The sequence below is a fragment of the Cellulomonas timonensis genome (genome assembly GCF_900046455.1).
In the GTDB taxonomy this organism is placed as follows: Bacteria; Actinomycetota; Actinomycetes; order Actinomycetales; family Cellulomonadaceae; genus Cellulomonas_A; species Cellulomonas_A timonensis.
Window position 1 is genome coordinate 745,067 of sequence record NZ_FCOT01000012.1, and the last position, 19,339, is coordinate 764,405.

Genomic DNA, 19,339 nt, shown 5'->3' on the forward strand with positions numbered 1-19,339 from the left:
GCGGGCCGATCGCCTGCCGGGGGCCCGAGCGCGCACCCCCTACAGCGCCGCGGTCGCCTCCTTGGCGGCGGCGCGGCGCCCGCCGATGTACCCGAAGGTCATCGCGGGGCCGATGGTCGAGCCGGGACCCGGGTACGTGTTGCCCATCACCGAGGCGGACGTGTTGCCCGCCGCGTACAGCCCTTCGATGACGGAGCCGTCCTCGCGGAGCACGCGCGCGTGCTCGTCGGTCAGCAGCCCGCCCTTGGTGCCGAGGTCGCCCGGGTAGATCTTGATGGCGTAGAACGGCGGCCTGCTCACCGAGCCCAGGTTCGGGTTGGGCTTGACCCGCGGGTCGCTGTAGACGCGGTCATAGGCGCTGTCCCCACGGTGGAAGTCCTCGTCCACGCCGGTGGCGGCGAACTGCGCGAACCGGCCGGCGGTGCGCCGCAGGCCGTCCTTGTCGATGCCCATCTTCTCGGCGAGCTCCTCCAGGGAGTCGGCCTTGGTCATGAACCCGGACTCGATGAGCTTCTTGGGCGTCATGCCGGGCAGGGCCATGCCGAACGGGTACCGGGAGCGGTGCCGCGAGTCGATGATCAGGTAGGCGGGGATCGCCGCGATCGTGGCGTTCCGCTCGTACTGGTGGTGTCCGGCGTCCACGTACGACTCGGACTCGTTCATGAACCGCTCGCCGCCCGCGTCGACGATGAACCCGTGCGGCAGCGAGCGCTCGGCGAGCAGGAACTGCGCCGCGCCGTCGGGCTTGAGCACCGACGGCCCCCACCAGGCGTCGTCCATCAGCGCGAGGGCCGCGCCGGCGGCGATCCCGGCCTGGATGACCTCGCCGGTGTCGCCGGGGTTGGCGCTGGTCCACTCGGTGGTGATGGGGTGCGGGTGGTGCTTCTGCCGCATCTCGTCGTTGTGGGCGAAGCCGCCGGCGGCGAGCATGACGCCGTGGCGGGCGCCGATCCGCATCCGCTTGCCCTCGTGGTCGACGACGACGCCGACCACCGCGCCGTCCTCGATGATCAGCTCGACCAGCGGAGACTCGAGCCAGATGGGGATGTCGCGCTGGAGCGCGAGGTGCAGCATCTGGCCCATGAGACTGTTGCCGAGCCCGACGAGCTTCTTGCCGAGCAGGCGGCTGCCGATGGTCTGGAAGCCGACCACGTTGGCGGCGGTGAGGAAGCCCTTGACGGTGCGCAGCGACAGGTTCATGGACGCCACCTCGTAGGTGTGCACCGGCATGGGGATCAGCCCGCGGAGCTTCGCGCCCCAGGCCCCCAGCTTGCGCATGTCCCAGCGGTCGCCCTCGATGCCGCGTCCGATGGCCATGCCACCCGGCTTCTCGGGGTAGTAGTCGGCGTAGCCGCGTCCGTAGACGAAGCGGAAGCCCAGGCCGCGCAGGAACTCGACCATCGCGGGCCCCTCGGTGAGGAACGCGTGCCGCCGCTCGGGGGAGCTCGCGGGTCCGACGTCGCCGATCACCTCGTCGAGATAGGTGCGCGCGGCCTCGTAGGAGTCGGAGACGCCAGCGTCGCGCATGACGGGGTTGTTCGGGACCCAGAGGCCCCCGCCGGACATCGCCGAGGACCCGCCGTACAGTTCCGTGCTCTCGAGGACGAGAGGCTCCTTGCCAGACTCCTTGACCGCGAGCGCTGTGGTCATCGCCGCTGAGCCCGTGCCGACGACCACGACGTCGACGACCTTGTCGAACTTGCCCATCGCACTTCCCCTTCGAAGTCGGACACGCCAGCCAACCGGACACCGGCGTCCACTTCAAGGTACCGGGGTCGCGCGCGGCCCGCCAGGGACAGAAGGCCTCGGGCCTGCTCGGCTAGGCTCGACGGGTGAGCCAACGGCGCGACGCCCAGCGCAACCGGGCCCGGCTCATCGCCGCCGCCGCCGAGGTCTTCCGCGAGGACGGGGCCGCCGCGCCCCTCGACCTCGTCGCCCGACGCGCCGACGTCGGGCGTGGAACCCTCTACCGCCACTTCCCCGACCGCGGGGCCCTCATCGCCGCCGTCCTCAAGATGCGCATGGACGCCCTCGAGCACTACGCGGCCGACTACCCCGGCGACGACCTCCTCGAGCACCTCCTCGCCGAGATCCTCGCCCTCCAGCTCGACGCGCCCGGGCTCGCCACCGCCATCCGCACCGCCGGATCCGACGAGCCACTCGGCGCCATGTTCGAGCAGACCCGGGGCCTGCTCTCCGCCGCGCTCGACCGCGCCCACGCCGCCCGCCTGGTGCGCGAGGACCTCACCCTCCCCGAGGTGATGCTCGCCATCGCCATGCTCGACGGCGCCGTCTCGGCGCACACCCGCCTGCCCGAGGACGCCCCTGTCGAGCTGGCCCTGGCGATCGTGCTGCGCGGGATGCGCAGCCCCGCGAGGTCGCGACTTCCCGTGCCCGACCCCGCGCTGCGCCTGCCGACCGCCCAGGAGCTCCAGCCCGACGACTGACCGCGTCGGCGTGGCCGCGCCGGCTGGCCACGCCGGCATGCCACGAGGAAGGGGCCCGCCGCATGGCAAGCCCCTTCCCGTTCATCTACTGCGATGCACTGCCAGGTCAGACGTCCGCGGTGACGGCCTCCGCGCGGGGCTGCGGGTTCGCCGCGGCGACCTTCTGGTAATCGGGCAGGTCCGTCCAGAGCTCGTCCTTGAGCGGGTTGAGCCGCCGGACGATGATGCGGCGCACCTGGTACACGGCCACCGCGACGTTCGCGACGAGGGCCAGCGCGCTGACGATGAACAGCGCCTTCGGGTCGTGTGAGGAGTCGACGGCGAACTTCGAGTCGGAGACGAACGCCGGCACGGCCATCGTGAACATCATCCAGAACGCGAGCGTCTGGGCACGGTGCTGCAACCAGGCGCCGCGCTTGATGAAGAACGCGGGGATGGTGCACGAGACCAGCAGCGCGGCGCCGGCGTAGAACGCGTGGTCGCCGACGCAGTTGTAGACGTACGCGAAGTTCCACAGGTCGTACGCGATGATCCAGAACCAGACCATGTCCGGCCACACCATGTCGCGCTTCTTGTCCTGGCTGATGACGATGCCGGCCCACCCGCAGATGGTCAGCAGGTTGAGCAGCCCGGCGATGCCGTTCATGACGTTCCAGGGGCCGCCGACCATCATGACGCCGTCGACCATGCCGTTCATCGACGTGACCTGGAAGTCGCGGATGACCGCCTCGAGGATGTTGAGCGCCAGGATCGCGGCGGGGAACATCAGCGCGTACTTGTTGCGGGCGATGCGCGGGTAGTACCGCAGCAGCATGAACCCGATGCACCCGGCCAGGGCCGAGTACACCTTGACCCAGTGGAACCAGCTGCCGGTGCTGGACCCCTCGCCTGCGGTGTTCGGCCAGACGAAGATCGTCAGGACGATCGGCAGCACGATGAACAGCACGATCGCCGCGCGCTTGCTGGAGCGCGCGATCTCGTTGGCGAGCATGAGGGCCGCGACGACCGCGACCCACATGAGCGCCGAGTACCAGGGGATGGACTCGAAGAGGAACATCTCGTCACTCGCCTTCGGGGTGGAGGGGACTGGGCGCGTCCGGCTGCTGCCGGGGCGCTTGCTGCTCAGACGGCGGGGCTTCAGAGGGCAGGCCTTCAGAAGACAGAGGGCCGTCGCTGGGATCGAGGTGCAGCGTCTGCCGGATGATGTCCATCAGGACGCGGTCGTCGACCTTGCGCTCAGAGGCCGCCAGCCCGATCAGGCCGTGGATGAGCACGTAGAACGTCTCGGGGACGTGGTCGATCGCGATGCGGTGCCGCTGGGCGTAGGCGGCCACGGTGGTGTCCTGCAGGCAGTCGACGAGGGCGCGCACGGCACGGTCGACGAACCTGCTGTACAGGCGGGTGTCCTCGATGCGCGGCAGGGCGCCCGGCTGGGCGACGGGGCCCAGGTGGCGGCGGAACAGCGCGACGCAGTCGGCGAGGGCCTTGTCGATGTTGCCGACCTCGCGCGCGGCGTCCCAGCGCCGCACGTCCTCGACGAACTCGTCGATGTGCTGTTCGAGGACGACCTCGACCAAGGTGTCCTTGTCGGTCAGGTAGTGGTAGACGAGCCCGCGGGTGATGCCGGCCCGGGCCGCGACGTCCGCGATGGACGTGCGGCCGACGCCCTGCTCGGCGAACAGCTGCCGCGCGGCGGCGATGATCGCCTCGCGCCTGTCGTCCGGGTCCATCACCGTCCGTGTGGCGCCTGATCCGCCCGTGCGTGCCACGATCCACCACCCTCACCGCCGGCTACGCCGCGTCCCCGAGGAGCCGGGGGCGGGTGCCGTCATGGATCATCCAAGGCCCCATTGACAGTGCGTCAATGGGACCTTGGTCCAACCACCCGTGGGCATGGCGAGGCCTTCACCCGGGCGGCGGACAGGCCGTTCACCCAGGGTGATGAGGGCAGGCGGTGAGGGCAGGCGGTGAGGGCAGGCGGTGAGGGCAGGCGGCGTCAGCTGCCGGCGCGCACCACAGTCGTGTAGTGGCGGGACTCCCCCGGCGCGAGCCAGATGACCTCGCCGTCCCGTTCGGCCTGCGCGCGGCCGCCGTCGCGGGAGGTCGAGGGCTCGACGCCCAGGACGTTCACGCCCGGCTTCGCGTCGCGCCACAGCACCAGCAGCGGCCACCCGTCGACGGCCTGCTCGATCTGCGCCCAGGCGCCGTCGGTGGCCATGACCATGACGGTGGCCGTCGGCCCGGGCTCGGGGGCGCAGTACAGGACGACCTCGGGCGTGGAGCCGTCCTCGCCCAGGTCCAGCGTCCACGGCAGCGCGCGTGGCTCCTCGCCGGGGCGGTCGCGCTCGGCGAGCGGCTCGGCCGTCGCCGCCACGACGGTGCCGGGGCCCACCAGCGGGTACCCGAGGTTGAGGTGGTGCCGGAACATGTGCCCGGCGGGGGCGAAGCCGTCGTTGGTGACGATGTCCTCGACGCGCAGCTCGGGGCGGGTCGTGCTGGCGACGATGCGCCGCCGCAGCCGCAGCGTGGACGAGCCCAACGCGGTCTCGACCACGTCGCCCGTGATCTCGACGGCCAGGCCGTCGTCGCCATCCTCGACCAGGCCCCAGCGGACGTTCTCGGCGGGGACGTGCCCCACCCGCCCGTGCAGGCCGTGGTGCGCGCCGTCCACCGTGGACGGCGCCCCCGTCGCGCTGAGCCCGCACGTGGTGAGCAGGCCGCCGCCGAACGTCCGGGTCCAGCCGGCGCCCTCGGGCTCATAACGCGAGGACTCGACAGGGCCCCGCGCCGAGCGCCACGCGAGCGGCAGGCCCGGCGCGTCGGCCCAGCCGACGTCCAGCGCACGGTCGAGCAGCACCTCGAAGGAGATCCCCCGGGGGTTGCGCACCACGAGGACCGGGGCCCCCCGGCCAGCTCCCTCGTCGCGGACCATGCGGTCCACCGAGACGAGCTGGTCGGGGGCGCCCACGAGTCGGCGCACAGCGTCGCCGACCGGGGCAGAGTCCGCTCCGAAACCCATCAGCCGGCCCCGCGCACCTCGGCGGCCGAGGACCGCCGGGCTCCGACGGCGATAGCCGCGATGAGCACCGCGCCGGTGAGGACGTACTGCCAGTACGACGCCACGCCGAGCAGGTTGAGCGCGTTCGCGAGCACCGCGAACAGCACCGAGCCGACGACGGTGCCGAACATCGTGCCCCGTCCGCCGCGCAGCGCCGTGCCGCCCACGACGACCGCCGCGATGACGTTCATCTCGAAGCCGGTGGCCATGTTGCCCTCGGCGGACGAGAGCCGCCCGGCCATGAACACCCCGGCCAGCGCGAAGCACACGCCCGCCACGATGAACACGATCACCTTGGAGCGGTTGACCGGCATCCCCGCGAGGACCGCCGCGCGCTCATTCGAGCCGAAGGCCCGCACGGTGCGGCCGAAGTACGTGCGCTGCAGCAACAGGAAGGTGAGCACCGCCAGGACGACGAACACCAGGAACGGCACGGGCAGCCAGCCGAGCTTGCCGGTGGTGGCGTCCCGGAAGTGGCTCGACGTGATCGGCACGACCTTGCCCGACGTCCAAATGAACGCCAGCCCCAGGAACAGGTACTGCGTGCCGAGCGTCGCGATGAATGGCGCGATCTTCACGTACGTGACGAGCAGCCCGTTGATCAGGCCCAGCACTGCGCCGATGACCAGCGCGAGCACGATGGCCCCGCCGATCGTGGTGTGCGGGAGCACCGTGGCCACCGCGATCGAGCTGACCGCGATGACGCCGCCGACCGACAGGTCGAGCAGCCCGCCCGCGATGAGCAGCGTCATGCCGCAGGCCGCCAGGCCCACGAACGACGCCTGGAACAGCACGTTCGACAGGTTGCCAGTGCCCCAGAACGAGGGCTTGGCGAGCCCGACTGCCACGCACAGCACGATGAGCACCGCGACGAGGTACTGCTTCGACGCGAACTGCAGGAGCGCCTGGCGCAGGCCGGGGCCGTTCTCATCCGGGGCGCCATTCGCCCCCCGGCGGGTCCGACCGGGCGTCGGGGTGACGGTGTCGATGGTGGTCACGAGTGCCTCCCTTCGAGCATGCGGCGGACTGCGGCACGCTGTGCGCCGTCGATGCTCAGCGCGAACACGAGCAGGGCTCCGAGGGCGACGTACTGGTAGAACGACGGGACGTTGAGCAGGTTGAGGCCGGAGTTGATCATCGTCAGCAGCAGCGCCGCGATGAACGTGCCGACGATGCGCGGCCGGCCACCGGCCATGGAGGTGCCGCCGAGGACGACGATCGCGATGGCCTGCAGCTCGAGGCCCGCGGCGACCGAGCCGTTGACCACGCCGAGCTGGCTGGCGAGCAGCACACCGCCGATGCCGGCGGTGGCCCCCGCGACGAGGTACGCGAGCAGCAGCACGCGGTTCACGCTGATGCCGGTGTCGACAGCAGCCTCCGGGCTGCCGCCCACCGCGACCACGTGCTTGCCGAACCGCATGCGGTCCAGCACGAACCACGCGGCGACGCCGAGGGCCGCGGCGACGAGGAACGGCACGGGGATGCCCAGCACCTTGGCGGTGGCCACGGACTTGAACCCGACGGACGCGATCATGATCGGCGCGCCGCCGGTGAACAGCAGCACGAGCCCACGGAACACGCTCATGGTGCTGAGGGTCGCGACGAAGCCGGGCACCCGGAGCTGGGTGACGAGCAGCCCGTTGGCCAGGCCGAGCGCGGCGCCGACGGCGATGCCGACCAGCGCCCCGACGACGGGGCCCATCGAGTTCACGGCCGCTGCGGCCACGCACGCGGCGAGGGCCTGGGCCGAGCCGACCGACAGGTCGATGCCGCGCACCGCGATGACCAGCGTCATGCCGTAGCCGACGATCGCGAGGATCGCGGCGTTGACCAGCATGTTCGTCACGTTCGACGAGGACGCGAAGTTCGGCACCGCTGCGAGCCCGGCGATGAGCACGATCAGGAACGGGATGAGCACGCCGGCGTTCTGCATGAGCCGCCGCCGGCTGTCCGCGCGGCGGGCGCGCTCAGCGGACCTGGCCCGCTCGTCCGCGACGAGCGCCTCGGTGGCGCTCGGGTTGGCGATGGTGTCAGACATGGGTGGCCTCCTGCGCGGTCTGCCCGACGGACGCGCCGACGATGTTGTCCTCCGTGACGTCGGCCCCGTGGAGCTCGGCGACCTGGCGGCCCGCGAAGTACACGGCGCAACGGTCGGCGATGGCGGCGAGCTCGGGGGCGTCGGAGCTCGACACGACGACGGCGACCCCGGCGTCGGCGAGCTGCTTGACGAGCTGGTAGATGTCGACCCTCGCGCCGACGTCCACCCCTCGGGTGGGCTCGTTGAGCAGCAGCACCGAGCAGCCCGACAGCAGGGCGCGGCCGAGCAGCACCTTCTGCTGGTTGCCGCCCGAGAGGTTGCCGATGAGCTGGCGGCCGTGCGGCACGCGGATGCGCATGTCCTCACGGAGCTTGGAGAACTGGGCGCGCTCGTCGCGGGCCATCGGCAGCAGCCGCTGCAGCAGCGGGAGCTTCGACTTGTCGCGCGAGACCATCGCGTTCTCGGTGACGTCCAGGTGCGGCAGGATGCCCTCGCCCTTGCGGTCCTCGCTGAGCATGAACACGCCGTTGCGCACCGCCTCGCGGCTGTTGCGCAGCCGCACCGGCTTGCCATCGACGCGGACCTCGCCGCCCAGGGCGGTCAGGTCGCCGAACAGCGCGCGGGTCAGCTCGGTGCGACCCGAGCCCACCAGCCCGGCGAGCCCGACGATCTCCCCGCCGCGCACGGTCAGGTCGAACGGCGTGGACACACCGGGCACCTCGAGGTCGGTGACCTGGAGGCGCACCTCGGCGCCCACGGTCGCGGCGGCGCCACGCTCGTAGGCCTGCGGCTTGCGGCCCAGCATGTGCTCGACGAGGCGCGGCTCGTCCAACTCGGCGGTGGGGGCGTGCGCGACGAGCTCGCCGTCGCGCAGCACTGCCACGTCGTGGCAGATCTCGAAGATCTCGTCGAGGTGGTGCGAGACGTAGACGATGGCCTTGCCCTGCGCGGCGAGGCGGTTGACGATGCCGTGCAGCCGGGTGATCTCGGCGCCGTTCAGCGCCGCCGTCGGCTCGTCCATGATCAGCACGTCGAACTCGCGGGACAGCGCCCGCGCGATCTCGACCATCTGCCGGTCGCCCACGGTGAGCGAGGAGACCGGGCGGTCCGGGTCGAGGTCCAGGCCGAGCTGGTCGAGCAGCTCGGCGGTGCGCTTGCGGGTGCGGGCGCGGTTGACCACGCCGCCACCGGTCATCTCGTGGCCGAGGAACACGTTGTCCGCCACGGACAGCTGCGCGACGAGCCGGAACTCCTGGCTCACCACGCTGATCCCGGCGGCCTGCGAGTCCGCCGAGCTGCGGAAGGTGTGCGGGGCGCCGTGCACCTGCACCTCACCGCGCACCGGCTGCTCGATACCTCCGAGGATGCGGATGAGCGTGCTCTTGCCCGCGCCGTTCTCGCCGACGAGCCCCAGCACCTGTCCGGCGGCGAGCTCGATCGACACTCCCTTGAGCGCCCGGACCCCCGGGTACTCCTGCACTACGTCCACGACCTGCAGCACCGCAGCCATCGACGTGTCCTTCCTCCGATATGGGAGCGGGGAGCGGGGACGGTCCTGCCGTCCCCGCTCCCCGCCGTGGATCAGTTCTTCTTGGCGAGCGCCGCGCGGAAGTCCGCGAGGCTGTCGTTCGTGACGATCTCCACCGGGAAGAAGACCGTGCGGGTGTCGGCGTCGTCGTAGCCGGCGTCCTCGCCCTCGAGCAGCGCGAGGATGGTCTCGACGGCCTTGATGCCCTGGCCGTACGGGTCCTGCGCCACCGTGGCGCTCATGAGGCCCTGCTCGATGAGGTCGAGCGCGCCGTCGGCGCCGTCGAAGCCGATGAGGATGAAGCCGTCGGCGACGGACTTGCCGGCCGTCTCCATGGCGCGCTGGGCGCCGATGGCCGAGTCGTCATTGGCCGCGTAGATGACCTCGAGGTCGGGGTTGGCCGAGAGCATGTCCTGCGCCGCGGCGAAGCCGCCGTCGACGGTGTCGTTGCCGTCCAGGCTCGAGACGATCTCGAAGTTGTCGTTCGCCTCGAGGATCGTGACGAACTCGGCGACGCGCTCCTCGCCGACGACCGAGCCGGCGTGCAGCTCGATGACGCCGACCTTGTGCGGGCCGGGGACCTCGCCGAGCTGCTCGATGACGTACTCGGCCGCGAGGGCGCCGCCGTTGAGGTTGTTCGACTGGATGTAGGCGTCGTAGTCGCCTGCGACACCGATGTCGGCGATGACCACCGGGATCTTGGCGTCGTGCGCGGCGTCGATCGTGGACGGCAGCGCGGACGGCTGCACCGGCGTGACGATGAGGCCAGAGATGTCCTGGTTGATCAGGTCGAGGCTGCCCGAGACCTGCTGGCTCTGGTCGGACTTCTGGTCGACGACGACGACCTCGACGCCTGCGGCCTCAGCGCCGGCCTTGACCCCGGCGGTGTACGACTGCCAGTAGGGGTTCTGCAGGTCGTAGACCGAGTAGCCGATGGTCAGCGGGTCCTTGGCCTCGAACTGCACCTCGGCGCGGTTCGAGTCGCCGGTGCTGGCGCCGCCAGCGGGCTCGTCGGCGCCACTGGCGCAGGCGGTGAGCATGAGGCCGGCGGCCGCGGTGAGCGCGACGACCTTGAGAGTGGAACGCACGGTGTCTCCTTTGACGGGTGGTGGTGAATCGGGTGAGGTCAGCGGATCGCGGTCGTGAGGCGGCCGGAGTTGGCCGCCGGGGACACGAACGCGTTGTCGTGCAGGCCCGCCCAGGACGGCAGCGGCGCCGGCTTGTCATGCGCGTGCTCGGTGGGCTCGTGGCTGTAGGTCGAGACCTCGCGCACGACGAGCGGCACCGGCGAGTCCGCGGGGCAGCGGAACGCGTGGAGGTGCTTGCGGTGCATGACGAACTTGGGGTCGCCCGCGCTGAGCCGCACGTAGCTGGTGAGCTCGGCGTAGGACTCCTCGCGGCCGGCGGCGAGGGCGACGCCCTCGGGCCAGGGCTGGCCGACGGGCATCGGGCGGAACGAGAGGACTTCCTCGTCGTCGACGGCGACGGGGGTCGGCGAGTAGAAGACCTCCATCTCGCCGAGCACGACTTCGTAGCTCTCGGTCTTGCGCTGGTGGAAGTGCGGCGGGCAGAACTTGCCCGGGTGCACGATCATCAGCTTGTCGCAGAGGCCGCTGTACTCGGCGTGCGCGGCGCCCGCGGCGGGCAGGCCGTCGACGGCCGCCTCGTTGAGGGCTTCGAAGATCACCATGAGCTCGTAGGGCTCACGCGACCAGAGGCCGTTCGCGAACGCCTCGTACTGGTCGTCGCCGAAGACGATGCCCGCGCTGTCGTTCACCATCTCGGGGGTGATGGGGTAGCGCAGCGCGCGGGCGAGGCTGGCCGCCTCGTTGAGCCACTCGTCGTACTCGCGACGGGTCACGTGGTCCCGGGTCACAGAATCCTCCGTTGGATCGTGCGGGTGCCTCGGCGAGTGACGCCATCGGCACGGTGGAGCGGCCCGGCGTGGTCGATTGAACCGGTTCACGCTGAACCGGTTCAAGACTCCCTCGCGTCCCGTCGGAAGTCAAATGAGCCCAGGTCACAGTTCGGTGACGACGCGCGAGAGGCGTCGCGAGAACGGATCAGGCGGGAGGAATCACCCGGGCGGGGGGCCGCTCGATCCGCGCACCACGAGTTTCGGCTCGAACCGCACGTGCTCGCCCGGGGCGCGCTCGTCGGCGCGCAGCAGCAGCCCGGCCGCGGCGACGCCCATATCGAAGGCGGGCTGCCGGACGGTGGTCAGCGGCGGGTTCAGGGCCGGCGCGAAGTCGGCGTCGTCGTAGCCGACGAGGGCCATGTCCTGCGGCACCCGGAGCCCGCGCTCCTGCATCTCCAGCAGCGCGCCGAGCGCCAGCATGTCGTTCACGCACATCACGGCAGTGACGCTCCGGTCGTCCAGCAGCGGCGCGATCGACGCGGCGCCCTCCGCGACGGTGAGGTCGTCCACCACCACGTCGACCAGCACGTCCTCGGCGTTCAGCCCGCGCTCGGAGATCGCCAGCACGGCCCCCTCGCGCCGTTCGGCGCACCACGACACCGACGGCGGGCCGTTCACCAGCGCGATGCGCCGATGCCCCAGGTCGACCAGGTGGCCCATCGCCAGCCGGGCGCCCTCGACGTTGTCCAGGCTCACCCACGCGCCGGTGGAGCCGGCCGCCTGCCGCTCGAGCGTCACCACGCCGAACCGGCGGTCCTCGAACGAGGCCCAGTCAGCGGCCCGGTCCACGATCGGGGCGATCACCAGCCCGTCCACGCCCTGGCTCTCCAGCACGCGCAGCACGTGCCGCTGCCGCTCCGGGTCCTGATGCGTGGAGCCCACCACCATGGTCAGCCCGGCGGCGTCCGCCACCGTCTCGACGCCGCGCAGCATCGTCGCCCAGAACGGGTTGCCCACATCCGGGACCACCAGGCCGATGAGCTCCGACCGGCGGCTGCGGAGCTGTCCGGCCGCGCGCGACGGGACGAATCCGAGGGAGCGCATCGCCGCCTCGACGCGGTCGCGCGTCTCCGGCCCGACCCGCTCGGGGTGGTTCATGACGTTGGAGACGGTGCCGAGCGACACTCCGGCGAGCGCGGCGACGTCTCGCACACCGACCGAACGCCCGGGCCGCTCCCACGCCCCAGAATCCGCGCCCATCGGCCCGCGCCCCCGTCCGTCCCGACATCACCGTCGTCGCTGTCCCTGTACTCCCGCTGCACACCTGTGGCAGCGCACCCCGCGAGGGACGGCTTCGGATACTACCGGCGGATCTGCGGCCACCTGGGACGACGCCCCTGCCCCGCCAGCGCTCGCGACCAGCCCGGGGCTGCTCCCCGCGCGGGATCGAGCGGCGAATCGCCCGGTCGCCACCCCTGGCCAACACCACCTCGACGGCGTAGCGTGTGTAAGTAATCACTTACATAAGGAGGCGGTGCAGTGCGGGCGGCGGACGACCCACTCAGCCGGGTGTTCAGCGCACTGGCGGACCCCACCCGCAGAGACATCCTCACGCGACTGGCCGACGGGCCACGCACCGTGGGCGAGCTGGCCGGGCACTACCCGATCAGCCGCCCCGCGGTCTCCCAGCATCTGGCGGTCCTCGAGGCCGCCGGGCTGCTCACCCGCACGGTGGACGCGCAGTGGCGGCTGTGCACCGTCCGCGAGGAGGGGCTCGACGACGCCTCCGAGTGGATCGCACGGCGCCGCGCCGACTGGACCGAGCGCTTCGACACCCTCGAGGAGCACCTCCGCTCCCGCAGAAAGGACCAGCGATGATCGACATGGCCAAGGGCTTCACGCTCGTGCGCGACTTCGACGCCACCCCGCAGGACCTGTGGCGCGCGTGGACCGACCCCGACGAGGCCGCCGTGTGGTGGCACCCCAGCGGCGTGCACACCCCGCGCGAGACCGTCGCCATCGACGCCCGCGTCGGCGGCCGGTACGCCTACACGATGGTGAACGACGCGACCGGCGAGCAGTACCCGACTGGCGGCGTCTACCGGGAGGTCGTCGAGCCCGAGCGGCTCGTCTTCACCTGGGGCCTCCCGGACGGCGACCCCGACGACGCGCCGCTCATCACCGTCACCCTGGAGCCGACCGACGCCGGCACCCGCATGACATTCGACCTGCGCGGGTTCGACGCGGCACGCGGGGACGGCAACGTCTACGACGGCTGGGACAGCGCGCTCGATGAGCTCGACGCGCATGTGACCGCGAGCGCCGCACGGTGACGGGCGACAGGCTGTCGGCGATCGCGCCCTAAGCCCGACCGGGCGCGGGCTCGCGGGGCGGCTCCTGGCCGAGGCCGGGATCCGCCCCGCCCTGGTCGAGGCGGAACGGCGGGTACTCGTCGGTCATCAGGGCGGAGTACGCCGCCACGCGCTGCACCCAGCGCTGCAGCCCGATGACCAGGTCGAACAGCGAGCGCGGGTAGCGGCCGCTGAACAGCAGCGCGATGGCCGCGAACAGCACGAGCAGGCTGATCAGCCCGCCACCCGACTGCCAGGCGCCGCCGCCGTCGTCCCACGAGTTGTCGCCATCCCACGTGCCGCCCCACGGAGCGCCGGTGAGGATGCCGACCACCAGGAGCTGCGGGAACACCAGCAGCCACCACTTCACCAGCACGAGCCCGCGGGACAGCCGCTCTGGGTAGTCGACCGTGAGCCGGGCCGGGTAGTCGGGCACGTCCTCCAACGTGAAGGGCGGGTACCTGTCGGTGCCGAGCGCCCCGTAGGAGTAGAAGGACACGCGCCATCCCCAGCGCAGCACGCCGACGTTGAAGTCGAAGAGCGGACGGGGATAGCGGGCCGTGAACAGGATCATCACCCCGGCGATGAACGTCAGGACGAGGAAGACGAGCCACAGCACGAAGAGCACGATGACGTGCGGGATGACGAGCAGCCACTTCAGCAGCCACAGCCACCGGTTGAGGCCGGGATCGATCTGGCCTTCGAGGTGCAGCGGGTAGGTCGAGGTGCTCATGTCTGGCCTCCGACGCGGGCGGGGAAGACGCTCCGTCCCACCCTCGCACCGTCAGGCGTCGAGAGCGCCCTAGGGCGCGGCCCAAAAAGCGTGACGCCGCCCCGCGCTACCCCCAGGATGGTCGAGTGACCCCACCCCACGCCGACGCCGACCCGACGCCGACCGCGGGTGGAGTGCTCCCCGACGCCGCGACTGCCGTGGACGTGGAGGTCGGAGGCCACCAGCCCAGCGGCCCCGATGCCCCGGCTGACGAGGCCGAGAAGCCGACCTGGCGACGCGACGCCACCCTGTTCCTGGGCGGCCAGACCGTCTCGCTGTTCGGCTCGATGCTCGTGCAGTACGCGATCATGTGGCACCTCACCCTCGAGACGAAGTCCGGTGGCGTGCTCGCCCTGGCCGCGGTGTTCGGCTTCCTGCCGCAGGCGATCGTGTCGGTCTTCGCGGGCGTCTGGGCGGACCGGCTCAACCGCAAGGTGATGATCATCGCGGCGGACGCCTCCATCGCGGTGACCACGCTGGTCCTGGCGCTGCTGATGGTCGGGGGCAGCGACGACCTGTGGCTCATCTACGCGGCGCTGGCCATCCGCTCCGTCGGGGCCGGGGTCCAGATGCCCGCGGTGGCCGCGCTCCTGCCGCAGCTCGTGCCGACCAGCAAGCTCATGCGGGTCAACGGGATCAACGGCTCCATCCAGTCCGCGATGGTGCTGGTCACCCCGGCCGTCGCGGCGGCCGTCTACGCGAGCGCCTCCATCGTCGCGATCTTCTTCATCGACGTGGTGACCGCCGCGATCGGGATCGCACTGCTGGCCCTGCTGCGCGTCGGCCGGGTGGTGCGCGCCGACCTGGCCGACGGTGAGAAGGCCGGCTACTTCGAGGACCTGGTCGGCGGGCTGCGGTACGTGCACCGCCACGGGTTCGTCCGCTGGCTGCTGGGCCTGTTCGCGGTCGTCTTCGTGCTCGTCGTCGCGCCGTCCAACCTGACCCCGCTCATGGTGGTCCGCACCTTCGGCGACGAGGTGTGGAAGCTCACGGTGACCGAGCTCGCGTTCTCCGTCGGGATGACGCTCGGCGGCGTGCTGCTGGCGACGTGGGGCGGTCTGAAGAACCGCATGACGATGATCGTGGGGACCACCCTCATCTTCGGCGCCCTGTCCATCGGCATGGGCTTCTCCACGAACATGTGGGTCTTCTTCGCGATCATGTTCGGCTTCGGCCTCGCGGTGCCGTTCTTCTCCACCACCTCCATGACGCTCCTGCAGGAGACCGTCGAGCCGGAGCGCCAGGGCCGGGTCTTCGGGATCATGGGCATCGTCATGGCGCTCGCGATGCCGCTCGGCATGGCGGTGCTGGGGCCGCTCGCCGACCGGTTCAGCGTCGAGTCGCTGCTGATCGCCACCGGCGCCGTGATCCTCGTGGTCACCGTGCTCGCGATGCTCACGCCGTCGGGCCGCCAGGCCGCGCAGGCCGTGCGCGACCATGAGGAGTCGAGCAGCAGCACCGTCGCCTGACGGCCTGACGCGGCTGGCCGCTCACTTCCAGCGGCGCCTGGCCCCGAACAGGTGCTGCGCGTAGCCCGCGAGCGACGCCCAGGAGCACAGCGCCTGGTACAGCAGCAGGAACGCGAGGTAGCCGCCGCGGTTGCGGCGCACCCGCAGGTTCAGCGGCCCGAACACGTTCCGCGACTGGTAGCGGCGCAGGCTGCCGTACACCAGCACGGTGAGCGGCAGCACCACGAGCGTCCAGGCCGACACCACCCACGGGTAGCCCAGCAGGAACAGCACGATGCCCGGCATCCAGATCAGCGCGTACCCGATGTCCAGCCCGGGGATCAGCAGGTCGATGCCGGCCACGAACCTGGTCATCGGCCGCCGCTGGCGCCACGGCGGCACCGCCGCGAGCCCCTCGAACATCCCCCGCGCCCAGCGGGCCCGTTGGCGCATGAAGTGCCGGACCTTCGTCGGCACGTCGGTGAACGCGACGGCAGTCGGCTCGAAGTACACCCGCTGGCCGTGCTCCATGAGCCGCCAGGTGACCACGATGTCCTCGCCGATCGCGTCCGGCCAGCCGCCGATGCGGCGCAAGTCGGCCGTGAGGTAGATGGAGAACGCGCCCTGCGCGACGAGCGTCGCCTGGTACAGCCCCTGCATGCGCTTCACCGCGGCGATGCCCAGGTAGTAGTCCCACTCCTGCATCCGCGCCAGCAGGTTCTCCCGGGAGTTGCGGACCAGCACCGCGCCAGCCACCGCGACGGTGTCGTCAGGCGCCGATTCCAGCCGGGACACGAGCCGGCGCAGCGACTCGACGTGCAGCAGCGTGTCCGCGTCCACGGTCACCACGTACTCGGTGGCGACCGTCTCCAAGGCGGTGTTGAGGGCATTCGCCTTGCCGGGGCGCTCTTCGCGCACCACCGACAGGCTCACCCCCAGCTCGTCGGCCGTGCGGCGGGCGGCCTCGGCGGTGCCGTCCGTGGAGCCGTTGTCCGCGAGGATCACGTGCACAGGGCCCGCGTAGTCGGTGCGGTGCACGGCGGCGATCGTCGGCCCGATGCCCTGCTCCTCGTTCCGCGCCGCGATGATCACGGTGAGCGGGGTGATGGGCTCCGCGACCCGCAGCGGCGGCTGACGGTCCATCGCGAGGGAGAACGTCATGAACGCCACGACGGCGCCCGGCAGATACGCGACGAGGCCGACGACGACCCAGGCGAACAGCACTCCGACCACGTCGGTGAGCTCGTTGATCCAGGCCTGGGAGATCCACACCGACAGGCCCACCCACAACACGGTCCCCAGCACAGCGAACAGGAACTTGGTGGCGACCGGGACATAGAGCCGCCGCCCGGCGGAAGGGGCCGGCGCGGTGGTGTCGGTGAGGCCGTCGAGCTCGAAGATCTGGGCCAGGGAGTTCGGGGGGATCTCTGGGACCGGCGCTCCCCGGTCGCCTGAGGAGTGCGGGCGGGTCCCCGCCGGAGCAGAAGGATCGATCAGCCCAGACACACCTGCCTGTTCGGCGGCGCCTGCCCCGTTTCGATGGGACCCCGGGGTGAAGACACGCCCCTGCCTGCGAATTCACCCTGCGAACAGGCTGCGGGGCAGGCTGCCGACGAGGATCGGCAGCCTGCCCCTGGCGACGTGCCCGGGGTCAGCCGGTGGTGCAGGTGGCGCCCGGCGTCGTGCTGTTCCCGTTCTTCATGACGGTGACGCCGAAGGAGTTGCCATTGCCGTTGGGCTTCACGGTCCGGGTGGAGCCGCTGCCGGACACCGTCGCGTTCCAGCTGCTCTGGATGCTCTGGCTGCCGTTGAGCGCCAGGTTGACGGTCCAGGCGGAGCTCCCGCTCACCGAGTACGTGACGTTGAACCTGTCGGACCACTCGTCGCCGCGGGTCGCGGTGACGGCGCATGAGCCGGTGCTGCCCCCGCCGCCCGTGCCGCCGCCTGTGCTCGTGCCCGGGGCGACCGCGCGCCCGGTGTCAGCGGAGATGACGCCCGGGCACAGGTTGCGCGACTTGAGGTCCTGCAGGATGTTCGGCAGGGCCGCGATCGTGTTGGCCGGCCAGTCGTGCATGAGGATGATCTGGCCGTTGGTCAGCCGCTGGGCAGCCTGGCGGATCTGGTCGGCGCTGCCGTTGTTGTAGTCCTGCGAGTCGACGTCCCAGATGATCTCCCGCAGGCCCAGCGAGGACTCGACCTGCTTGAGCGTCGCGTTGGTCTCGCCGTACGGCGGCCGGAACAGCTTCGGCGTGACGCCGGACGTCTGCTGGATCGCCGTCTGGGTCCGCGAGAGCTGCGACTGGATCTCGCTGCTGCTCATGTTGATCAGATGCGGGTGGTCCCAGCTGTGGTTGCCGATCTGCAGGCCGGCATCCGCGTACGCCCGCATGAGCGAGGCGTTGTTCTGGGCGTTCTGGCCCGTCGGGAAGACCGTCGCCGTGGCGCCGTTCTGCTTGAGGGTGTTGATGAGCTGGCTCGACGTGCCCGAGGTGGGCCCGTCGTCGAAGGTCAGCCCGACGTATCCGGCCGAGCAGCTTCCCGTCCATCCGCCGGTGCTGGGGGTGGTCGGCGTCGTGGTCGGCTGTGTCGTCGGCGTCGGCGTGCTGCCGCCCCCGCCCCCGCCTGCGCAGGTGGCGGACGGCGTGGAGCTGTTGCCGTTCTTCATGATCGTCACGCCGAAGGTGTTGCCGTTGCCGTTGGGCGTCACGGTCCGGGTGGAGCCGCTGCCGGAGACGTTGGCGTTCCAGCTGTTCTGGATGCTCTGGCTGCCGTTGAGGCCCAGGTTGACGGTCCAGCTGCTGCTGCCGCTGACCGCGTAGGAGACGTTGAACCGGTCGGACCACTCGTCGCCGCGCGTGGCAGTGACGGTGCAGCCGCTGCTGCCCCCGCCGCCGCTCGTCGGGGTGGGCGTCGGGTTGCCGCCGCCTGAGCCCTCGCTGACGGTGATGTTGGAGTTGCCGCTGCTCTGGTACCCCTCGGTGGCCATGATCATGTAGTTGTGGGTGCCGAGGTTCATGCCCTTGCTGGCCCACGCGTCGAAGTGGTTGCCGGTGGTGATGGTGCCGCCGGTGCGCTTCGACTGCCGCACGCTCCAGAACTGCTTGAACGTCGCGGTGCCCTCGATCGAGGGCTGGTTGGTGCGGGTGGTCTCGTAGATGTCGTAGGTGCCGCCGTCGCTGGTGACGGTGCCCTTGAAGGTGCCGGTGGGCCGGTAGGTGCCCCAGTTGTCGACGATGTAGTACTCGACGAGCGGGTTGGTGCTCCACCCGTAGAGGGTCAGGTACGCGTTGCCGGACGGGTTGAAGGAGCCGGAGTAGTTGACCGTCTTGCGGCCGCCGGTGCTCCAGCCCTTGCCGGCGACGAAGTTGCCGGTGTTGCTCCATTGGGTGCTGTAGTTGCCACTGGCTCCCAACTCCATGGAGACGGTTCCGGGCGCGTCGGTCCAGAACGAGTAGAAGTACCCGCCGTTGTTGCCTGTCTGGTTCGACGTGACGGCGGCGGTGGCGGGTCCAGCAGCCACCAGGCCGCTGGCTGCCATGGCGGCGGCTGCGCCGATGCTCAGCAGCGCTCGTGCCAGCCGGCGACGCCTGGGCATCGCTCGGTCGAGGACTAGTCGGTCGGACATGGGGCACCCCTTTGTGCGAATCGGTGTCGAAACTTGCGAAACTCATCGCGCCTGATGGCTCGATGCCTGGGGCCCGGCACAACCGGCCGCCCATCGTGGGGCGTCGCCGCGCGGAGCCGTGCCGCCCACTTTGCTGCGCTCGATACCCCTCGACAAGGCGTGTGAATCGAACCTTTCGGGTGGCGAAACGTTTCAGTGGTCGATCTGCGACCGA

General features: G+C 70.9%; 17 protein-coding genes. 4 read left to right on the forward strand and 13 right to left on the reverse strand.

Annotation, left to right across the window (positions count from 1 at the left end; all coding sequences use genetic code 11):
* Nucleotides 1–39: 39 nt before the first annotated feature.
* On the reverse strand, nt 40–1,707 hold the full coding sequence (locus BN3788_RS11825) for an FAD-binding protein (RefSeq protein ID WP_066586130.1): 1,668 nt from the start codon (nt 1,705–1,707) through the stop codon (nt 40–42).
* Between the two features lie 125 nt (nt 1,708–1,832).
* Between BN3788_RS11825 and BN3788_RS11830 the strand changes: the two genes are divergently transcribed.
* Nucleotides 1,833–2,447, forward strand: coding sequence for a TetR/AcrR family transcriptional regulator (locus BN3788_RS11830; protein ID WP_066586133.1), 615 nt, complete (start codon nt 1,833–1,835; stop codon nt 2,445–2,447).
* A gap of 106 nt (nt 2,448–2,553) precedes the next feature.
* On the opposite strand, the gene BN3788_RS11835 is transcribed toward BN3788_RS11830, so the two are convergent.
* The 9 genes from BN3788_RS11835 to BN3788_RS11875 all read right to left on the reverse strand — a co-directional run bounded on the left by BN3788_RS11835 (nt 2,554) and on the right by BN3788_RS11875 (nt 12,141).
* On the reverse strand, nt 2,554–3,504 hold the full coding sequence (locus BN3788_RS11835) for a DUF5692 family protein (RefSeq protein WP_066586136.1): 951 nt from the start codon (nt 3,502–3,504) through the stop codon (nt 2,554–2,556).
* A 4-nt stretch (nt 3,505–3,508) separates the two neighbouring features.
* A complete protein-coding gene (locus tag BN3788_RS11840; RefSeq protein WP_147525121.1) occupies nt 3,509–4,216 on the reverse strand; it encodes a TetR/AcrR family transcriptional regulator in 708 nt (235 codons plus the stop codon).
* 227 nt (nt 4,217–4,443) lie between these two features.
* Complete coding sequence (locus tag BN3788_RS11845) at nt 4,444–5,466, reverse strand: DUF4432 family protein (RefSeq protein WP_066586139.1); 1,023 nt, start codon at nt 5,464–5,466, stop codon at nt 4,444–4,446.
* Nucleotides 5,466–6,503 carry an ABC transporter permease gene (locus BN3788_RS11850; RefSeq protein WP_066586141.1) on the reverse strand — a complete coding sequence of 346 codons (1,038 nt, stop codon included), beginning with the start codon at nt 6,501–6,503 and terminating at the stop codon, nt 5,466–5,468. Before BN3788_RS11850 ends, BN3788_RS11845 begins: the two co-directional genes overlap by 1 nt.
* Nucleotides 6,500–7,543 (reverse strand): ABC transporter permease, encoded by a 1,044-nt coding sequence (locus tag BN3788_RS11855; RefSeq protein WP_066586143.1) that lies wholly within the window; start codon nt 7,541–7,543, stop codon nt 6,500–6,502. The genes BN3788_RS11850 and BN3788_RS11855 overlap by 4 nt, the downstream gene beginning before the upstream one ends.
* Nucleotides 7,536–9,053 carry a sugar ABC transporter ATP-binding protein gene (locus tag BN3788_RS11860; RefSeq protein WP_066586145.1) on the reverse strand — a complete coding sequence of 506 codons (1,518 nt, stop codon included), beginning with the start codon at nt 9,051–9,053 and terminating at the stop codon, nt 7,536–7,538. The genes BN3788_RS11855 and BN3788_RS11860 overlap by 8 nt, the downstream gene beginning before the upstream one ends.
* A gap of 71 nt (nt 9,054–9,124) precedes the next feature.
* On the reverse strand, nt 9,125–10,159 hold the full coding sequence (locus BN3788_RS11865; protein WP_066586146.1) for a substrate-binding domain-containing protein: 1,035 nt from the start codon (nt 10,157–10,159) through the stop codon (nt 9,125–9,127).
* Between the two features lie 38 nt (nt 10,160–10,197).
* Nucleotides 10,198–10,947, reverse strand: coding sequence for a cupin domain-containing protein (locus tag BN3788_RS11870; RefSeq protein WP_066586149.1), 750 nt, complete (start codon nt 10,945–10,947; stop codon nt 10,198–10,200).
* Nucleotides 10,948–11,148: 201 nt separating this feature from the next.
* Entirely contained in the window at nt 11,149–12,141 is a 993-nt protein-coding gene (locus BN3788_RS11875; protein WP_159066890.1) for a LacI family DNA-binding transcriptional regulator, read from the reverse strand.
* 357 nt (nt 12,142–12,498) lie between these two features.
* Here BN3788_RS11875 and BN3788_RS11880 point away from each other — a divergent pair, with 357 nt between their 5' ends.
* Both BN3788_RS11880 and BN3788_RS11885 read left to right on the forward strand, forming a co-directional pair.
* Entirely contained in the window at nt 12,499–12,807 is a 309-nt protein-coding gene (locus tag BN3788_RS11880) for an ArsR/SmtB family transcription factor (protein WP_234346624.1), read from the forward strand.
* On the forward strand, nt 12,804–13,262 hold the full coding sequence (locus tag BN3788_RS11885; protein ID WP_066586154.1) for an SRPBCC family protein: 459 nt from the start codon (nt 12,804–12,806) through the stop codon (nt 13,260–13,262). The genes BN3788_RS11880 and BN3788_RS11885 overlap by 4 nt, the downstream gene beginning before the upstream one ends.
* Nucleotides 13,263–13,290: 28 nt before the next feature.
* On the opposite strand, the gene BN3788_RS11890 is transcribed toward BN3788_RS11885, so the two are convergent.
* The gene (locus tag BN3788_RS11890) at nt 13,291–14,013 is read right to left on the reverse strand and encodes a DUF4389 domain-containing protein (RefSeq protein ID WP_066586156.1); all 723 of its coding nucleotides are present in this window, start codon (nt 14,011–14,013) and stop codon (nt 13,291–13,293) included.
* A gap of 125 nt (nt 14,014–14,138) precedes the next feature.
* Here BN3788_RS11890 and BN3788_RS11895 point away from each other — a divergent pair, with 125 nt between their 5' ends.
* Entirely contained in the window at nt 14,139–15,521 is a 1,383-nt protein-coding gene (locus tag BN3788_RS11895) for an MFS transporter (protein WP_234346625.1), read from the forward strand.
* Between the two features lie 21 nt (nt 15,522–15,542).
* On the opposite strand, the gene BN3788_RS11900 is transcribed toward BN3788_RS11895, so the two are convergent.
* The gene (locus BN3788_RS11900) at nt 15,543–17,006 is read right to left on the reverse strand and encodes a glycosyltransferase family 2 protein (protein ID WP_199824774.1); all 1,464 of its coding nucleotides are present in this window, start codon (nt 17,004–17,006) and stop codon (nt 15,543–15,545) included.
* 145 nt (nt 17,007–17,151) lie between these two features.
* Nucleotides 17,152–19,125, reverse strand: a complete 1,974-nt coding sequence (locus BN3788_RS20125; RefSeq protein WP_066586157.1) for a glycoside hydrolase family 11 protein — start codon at nt 19,123–19,125, stop codon at nt 17,152–17,154.
* Nucleotides 19,126–19,339: the final 214 nt, after the last annotated feature.

What these genes read in the sequence shown, in the direction of transcription:
- BN3788_RS11825 (WP_066586130.1), bottom strand. Translation starts at nt 1,707, where the DNA reads ATGGGCAAGTTCGACAAGGTCGTCGACGTCGTGGTCGTCGGCACGGGC.
- BN3788_RS11835 (WP_066586136.1), bottom strand. Translation starts at nt 3,504, where the DNA reads ATGTTCCTCTTCGAGTCCATCCCCTGGTACTCGGCGCTCATGTGGGTC.
- BN3788_RS11845 (WP_066586139.1), bottom strand. Translation starts at nt 5,466, where the DNA reads ATGGGTTTCGGAGCGGACTCTGCCCCGGTCGGCGACGCTGTGCGCCGA.
- BN3788_RS11855 (WP_066586143.1), bottom strand. Translation starts at nt 7,543, where the DNA reads ATGTCTGACACCATCGCCAACCCGAGCGCCACCGAGGCGCTCGTCGCG.
- BN3788_RS11860 (WP_066586145.1), bottom strand. Translation starts at nt 9,053, where the DNA reads ATGGCTGCGGTGCTGCAGGTCGTGGACGTAGTGCAGGAGTACCCGGGG.
- BN3788_RS11885 (WP_066586154.1), top strand. Translation starts at nt 12,804, where the DNA reads ATGATCGACATGGCCAAGGGCTTCACGCTCGTGCGCGACTTCGACGCC.
- BN3788_RS11890 (WP_066586156.1), bottom strand. Translation starts at nt 14,013, where the DNA reads ATGAGCACCTCGACCTACCCGCTGCACCTCGAAGGCCAGATCGATCCC.
- BN3788_RS20125 (WP_066586157.1), bottom strand. Translation starts at nt 19,125, where the DNA reads ATGTCCGACCGACTAGTCCTCGACCGAGCGATGCCCAGGCGTCGCCGG.